At 72.5% G+C, this 5,777-nt stretch carries 6 protein-coding genes; 5 read left to right on the top strand and 1 reads right to left on the bottom strand.

Annotated features, from left to right (window positions below; translation table 11 throughout):
- From CC117_RS08025 to CC117_RS08005, 5 genes are all read left to right on the top strand, one after another.
- On the top strand, positions 1–374 hold a 374-nt coding region (locus CC117_RS08025; protein ID WP_198541773.1), incomplete at its 5' end, for a cobalamin-dependent protein.
- Positions 367–954, top strand: a complete 588-nt coding sequence (locus CC117_RS08020; RefSeq protein ID WP_084131731.1) for an HD domain-containing protein — start codon at positions 367–369, stop codon at positions 952–954. The genes CC117_RS08025 and CC117_RS08020, both read left to right, overlap by 8 nt.
- A 55-nt stretch (positions 955–1,009) precedes the next feature.
- Positions 1,010–1,672 carry an endonuclease NucS gene (nucS, locus tag CC117_RS08015; protein WP_018640733.1) on the top strand — a complete coding sequence of 221 codons (663 nt, stop codon included), beginning with the start codon at positions 1,010–1,012 and terminating at the stop codon, positions 1,670–1,672.
- A 303-nt stretch (positions 1,673–1,975) separates the two neighbouring features.
- The gene (locus tag CC117_RS08010; RefSeq protein WP_071083119.1) at positions 1,976–3,763 is read left to right on the top strand and encodes a 3-hydroxyacyl-CoA dehydrogenase family protein; all 1,788 of its coding nucleotides are present in this window, start codon (positions 1,976–1,978) and stop codon (positions 3,761–3,763) included.
- Positions 3,764–3,991: 228 nt separating this feature from the next.
- Positions 3,992–4,510 carry a YkvA family protein gene (locus tag CC117_RS08005; RefSeq protein WP_071083118.1) on the top strand — a complete coding sequence of 173 codons (519 nt, stop codon included), beginning with the start codon at positions 3,992–3,994 and terminating at the stop codon, positions 4,508–4,510.
- A gap of 393 nt (positions 4,511–4,903) precedes the next feature.
- Here the strand turns inward: CC117_RS08005 and CC117_RS07995 are convergent, their stop codons facing one another.
- Entirely contained in the window at positions 4,904–5,608 is a 705-nt protein-coding gene (locus CC117_RS07995; protein ID WP_071083116.1) for a sugar-binding protein, read from the bottom strand.
- Between the last annotated feature and the right edge of the window lie 169 nt (positions 5,609–5,777).

Below are 5,777 nucleotides of genomic sequence, written 5' to 3'. Positions count from 1 at the left end.
GGCATTCCAACGGGGCCGAGCAGATCGCGGTACGGGCCCGGGATGTGGGTTTCGAGGTGGTCTACCAGGGCATCCGGTTGACTCCGGCGCAGATCGTCGCCGCCGCGGTCGATGAGGACGTGCACGTCGTGGGTCTGTCGGTGCTGTCGGGGTCGCATATGAACCTGGTGCCGGAGGTGCTGGACGGGCTGCGGGCGGCGGGTCTGGGGGAGGTTCCGGTCGTGGTCGGTGGGATCGTCCCGCCGTCGGACGCGGAGGCGTTGACCGCGCTCGGGGTCGCGGCGGTGTTCACCCCGAAGGACTACGGCCTCACCGAGATCATGCGGGGCATCGTCCAGATCGTCCGCACGGCGAACGGCCTCGACCGTGCCTGACCCCGGGGCCGGGGCCGGGGCCGAGGGCGGGCCTGAGCCGGTGGACGCCGCGCGACCGGGCAGCGTGCCCACCCTCACGGACGCGGTGGCGCTGGCCACCAGGGTGCACGCCGGTCAGCTCGACAAGGCCGGGGAGGACTACATCGGTCACCCGCGGCGGGTGATGGACACCGTCGGCCGCACCGCGGCGGGTGCGGGCGTGGAGGTGGCGTACGCGCAGATGGCGGCGATCCTGCATGACGTCGTCGAGGACAGTGACCTGACCGTCCCGGAGCTGGCCGACGCGGGCTATCCCCCGCAGGTCGTCGCGGCTGTGGACGCGCTGACCCACCGGGAGGACGAGGCGATCGAGTCCTATCTGCTCCGGGTCGCCGCCGATGCGATCGCCATCGTGGTCAAACGCGCGGACATGGCCGACAACTCCGACCCGCGCCGGCTCGCCCGCCTGCCCGCCGAGCGAGCCGCCCAGCTCGCCTCCCGGTACGCGGGCCGCCGCCGTCTCCTCGACGACCTCGTGCTGCGCTCGTCCGGGCAGACCACCCCAGGACACGGCCCGGCCACCGGCACCCCGCGGAGGTAGGCGCCTGGCCTGGGCCGGGCGAGGTGGCCGGAGGGCGGCACGGTACGGTCGCGCCATGCGGCTCGTCATCGCTCGCTGCAGTGTCGACTACGTCGGCCGGCTCAAGGCGCATCTGCCCAGCGCCGTCCGGCTGCTCCTGGTGAAGGCGGACGGCTCGATCTCCATCCATGCGGACGGGCGTGCCTACAAGCCGCTCAACTGGATGAGCCCGCCGTGCGCCATCGCGGAGGAGGAGGGCGTCTGGCGCGTGACGAACCGGGCCGCGGAGCAGCTCGTGATCACCATCGAGGAGATCATGCATGACTCCACGCACGAGCTCGGTGTCGACCCGGGTCTGCGCAAGGACGGTGTCGAGGCCCACCTGCAGGTGCTGCTGGCGGACCGGCCGGACGCCGTCCGCGAGGGGCTGACCCTGGTCCGCCGGGAGTACGAGACCGGCATCGGGCCGGTAGATCTTCTCTGCCGGGACACCGACGGCTCCACCGTGGCGGTCGAGATCAAGCGCCGTGGCGAGATCGACGGTGTGGAGCAGCTCACCCGCTACCTGGCGCGACTCAACGACGACCCGGCGCTGCCGCACCCGGTCAGTGGGATCCTGTGCGCCCAGTCGATCACGCCGCAGGCCCGGATGCTGGCCGGTGACCGCGGCATCGCCTGCTCGGTGGTCGACTACGACGCGCTCCGGGGTCTCGAACCCTCGATCCCCACCCTCTTCTGACCCGCTGACCCGCTGACCCGCTGACCCGCTGACCCGCTGGCCCTGCCTGACCCGCTGGCCCTGCCTGGCTCCGCTGATCCCGCCGACGGCGGGACGGCTCTCGCCGGGTCGCGACGTACGCTGCGCGGTCGTAACATGCTGTTCGGGTGAACACAAGGCCGTTCATAGGTGGCAGTTTTCCTCACGATCGCACGCTCCAGCGTGGTGAATCTGGGACGATCCGGTCAATCGGAGCGCGGGAGATCCGCCGGCCCGGCGAGTGCGGTGCGGCCGGACGGACCCCGGAGGAAAGGAGCGCCGGGTATGAGCCAGGAGACTGCTTTCGGAGAGCCGACGAAGGTCGGGGTCGTTGGCCTGGGCACCATGGGTGCGGGCATCGCGGAGGTGCTGGCGCGGGCGGGCATCGAGGTCGTCGGCGTCGAGAAGGACGACGCCGGTCTGGCCCGTGGGCGCGGCCATCTGGAGCATTCCACCCAGCGGGCTGTCGATCGCGGCAAGATCAGCGTCGAGGAGCGGGCGGAGCTGCTCGGGCGGATCGACAGCGGCACCGACCTGGCGGCCGTCGCCGACTGCCCGTTGGTGATCGAGGCGATCCACGAGCGGCTCGACGCCAAGCGGGAGCTGTTCGGCCATCTCGACGAGCTCTGCCGGCCCGGGACCGTGCTTGCCAGCAACACCAGCTCGCTGTCGGTCACCGAGCTCGCGGCGTCCACCCACCGTCCGTCGCGGGTGCTCGGCACGCACTGGTTCAACCCGGCCCCGGTGATGGGACTCGTCGAGGTCGTGGGAACGGTCGTCACCGATCCTGCCGTGCTTGACGGCGTGCGTGACCTGGTCGGGCGGGTCGGCAAGACGGCCGTGTCGGCGGGTGACCGGGCTGGCTTCATCGCCAACGCGCTGCTGTTCGGCTACCTGAACAACGCGGTGCGGATGCTGGAGGCGCACTACGCGAGCCGCGAGGACATCGACGCGGCGATGCGGTTCGGCTGCGGCCACCCGATGGGCCCGCTGGCCCTGCTCGACCTGATCGGGCTGGACTCGGCCTACGAGATCCTCGACTCGATGTACCACCAGTCCCGGGATCACCTGCATGCCCCGGCGCCGCTGCTCAAGCAGCTCGTCACCGCCGGCATGCTCGGGCGCAAGACGGGGCGGGGCTTCTACACGTACGCCGCGCCCGACTCGCCCGAGGTGGTCGACGCGGCGCCCCCGACCGTGGTCGCCGGGGTGGAGCCGCGCCCGGTCCGGCTTGTCGGTGTGGTCGGCACCGGCACGATGGCGACCGGCATCGTCGAGGTGCTCGCCCGCTCGGGCTACGACGTGGTCTACCGTGCCCGTTCGGACGACAAGGTCGCCGCGGTCCGCAAGCGCCTGATCGAGTCGTTCGAGCGCGGCCTCCAGCGCGGCCGGCTCTCCGCCGAGGACCGGGACGCGGCCCTGGCACGGGTGACGGGCACGACGGACCTCGACGCCCTCGCCGACTGCGACCTGGTGGTCGAGGCGGTCGTCGAGGAACTGAGCGTCAAGCGGGCGCTGTTCGCCGCGCTCGACGAGGTGGTGAAGCCCGGTGCGATCCTCGCGACGACGACGTCCTCGCTGCCCGTGGTCGAGTGCGCCACCGCAACCACCCGCCCGCGCAGCGTGATCGGCATGCACTGGTTCAACCCGGCGCCGGYGATGCGGCTGATCGAGGTCGTGCCGACCGTCCTGACCGCGCCGGAGACGACCGCGACGGTGCTCGCCGTGAGCCGGGCGGCGCGCAAGCATCCGGTGGTCTGCGGGGACCGCGCCGGCTTCATCGTCAACGCCCTGCTGTTCCCGTACCTCAACGACGCGGTGCGGATGCTGGAGGCGCACTACRCCACCCTCGACGACATCGACACCGCGATGACGGTGGGCTGCGGGCATCCGATGGGCCCGTTCGCGCTGGCGGACGTCGTCGGCCTGGACGTGACCCTCGCCATCCAGCGGACGCTGTACCTGGAGTTCCGGGAGCCGGGGTATGCGCCGGCGCCGCTGCTGGAGCATCTCGTCAAGGCCGGCTACCTGGGGCGCAAGACGGGGCGGGGCTTCCGCGACCACTCGCGCTGACCGCGGCCCACCACCGCGGTGGTGGTCGGACCACCCGCGCCGGCGGTCCGTCCCCACACTGAAGGACAGTCCGGTCGCGGTGGCGGGTTCGCCGACTCCTCGGGGGGAACCGGACCCGTACCGACGTTGATCACGCGGTGGTGCGATCGGTGGGCATGTCTAGGATGTCGCCGAGCGCCAGGTTCAGCCGCGCGACCGCGCCGCCTGCCCTACCCGAGGAGGACGCCCGTGGCCATGGTGGACAAGGACGCACTGCGCGAGTTCGGCCGTGAGGTGACGACCTTCCTGCCTGATCTGGTCATCATGCTKCGCCGGGTGGTCGCCGACCCGCGGGTGCCGCAGTCCGCGAAGCTGGAGGCGGGTGCGGCGCTGGCCTATCTGGTGTCACCGAGGAACCGGCTGACGAACTTCATCCCGGTGATCGGGCAGCTGGACGACGTGGCCGTGGTGGCCTTCGCCTTCCGCCGGCTGGTGGTCGGCGCGGGGGAGCCCATCCTGCGCGAGCACTGGCGGGGCAGTGACCGCTCGTTCCACGCGCTGATCGGGGCCTCGTCGGCACTGGCGAGTCCGGCGGGGATGCTGCGGCGTGCCAAGGTCGCCCGCACGCTGGCCGGCGCCGCGCTGGCACGGGTGAGCGGCGGGCGCGGGGAGACGGAGGGGCAGGGCGGCGGCTCGGGCCCGATCAGGGTTGTGGACGGTGAGGTCATCGGCCGCTCGGCTCCGGACGGCGGCTTCGGCGGCCGCTGAGATGCCCGGTGGCGGCCCGCGTAGCGGCCTGGAGGACGGAGAGGGCTCCGGCGGGGGCCCGGATGAGGGCTGGGTCGTCCGCCCGGTGACCGGTGBGGCGACCACCAAGGAGTACCGGTGCCCTGGCTGCGATCATCTCATCGCGCTGGGCATGCCGCATCGGGTCGTGTGGCCGGTGGGCGCTGTCGACGAGCGGCGGCACTGGCACACGGCCTGTTGGGCGCGCCGCCATGCAGGCCCTCGCCAGCGCTTCCGGCGGGCCTGGGGGCGCGGCTGACCTGCTGACGGTGCTGACGGGTCGCGTCGGAGCGGGCCGGGGCCGGGGCCGGCTGTGGTGGCGACGTGCCGGTGGGTCAGATAGCTCAGGTGGGTCAGCTGTGTGGGTCGGGTGGCTCAGCTGTGTGCCGAGCCTGCCGGTGCGGCGGCGGTGCTGTCGCCCGCGGTCAGGGCCCGCGGGGGTGCTGATCCGGCCTGCAGGGGTGCCGTCGCGGCGGTGAGCCGGTCGCGCAGGGCGCCGAGCTGAGCGGTCACCTGGTCATGCAGCGCGCCGAGCTGGGCGGTGACCTGGTCGCGCTGGTTCTCGAGGTCGGCGAGGCGCCGGGCGGACTCGCCCTCGGTCGCGGCTGCGGTGGCCCGTGCCGTTTCGACGACCCGCTCCGCCTCGGCGCGGGCCGAGGCCACGATGTTCTGCGCCTGCTCCTCGGCGTCCAGCACGGTGCGCTCGCGGGTGTACTCGGCTTCGGCGACGATCCGGCGGGCCTCTTCCAGCTGGGCCTCGGCGTCACGGGTCCGCTCGGCGCGGACCGTGGCCGCCTCCTCCTCGGCGAGCTGGAGGATCTGGGTGATGCGCCCGCCGAACTCCTCCCACGCCGGCCGGTTCGCCGCCAGATCATCGCGCACCCGGGCCGCCTCGGTGGCCGCCTCGGAGGCGGCGGCCTCGGCGGCGGCCCGGTGCGACTCGGCCTCGCGGAGCTGCTCGACAAGCCAGTTGACGTGCGCGTTCACCTGCTGCGGGTCGTAGCCGCGGCGGACCAGATCGAAGCCGGGGGCGCCTTCACCCTCGCCGGCCATCGGGATGAGATCGCTGTGCTCTGTCATAGGCACCCAGCATCCCAGACCGGCAATCGTTGGGTGACAGGAGCTGGGGCGTCGGCCGGTTCGGGTTGCGTGATCTATACGCCGCGGAAGCGGTTGATGGCGGTGAGGTGACGAGCCCGCATCTGCTCATCCCGCACACCCAACCCCTCCTCCGGCGCCAGACACAGCA

It is taken from the genome of Parafrankia colletiae, assembly GCF_001854655.1.
GTDB lineage: Bacteria > Actinomycetota > Actinomycetes > Frankiales > Frankiaceae > Parafrankia > Parafrankia colletiae.
The sequence above is the reverse complement of the archived record's forward strand: the minus strand, read 5'-3'. Positions and strand labels throughout refer to the sequence as shown.

Coding starts and splice junctions, on each gene's coding strand:
- CC117_RS07995 (WP_071083116.1), bottom strand. CDS start 5,608: ATGACAGAGCACAGCGATCTCATCCCGATGGCCGGCGAGGGTGAAGGC.
- nucS (WP_018640733.1), top strand. CDS start 1,010: ATGCGGCTCGTCATCGCTCGCTGCAGTGTCGACTACGTCGGCCGGCTC.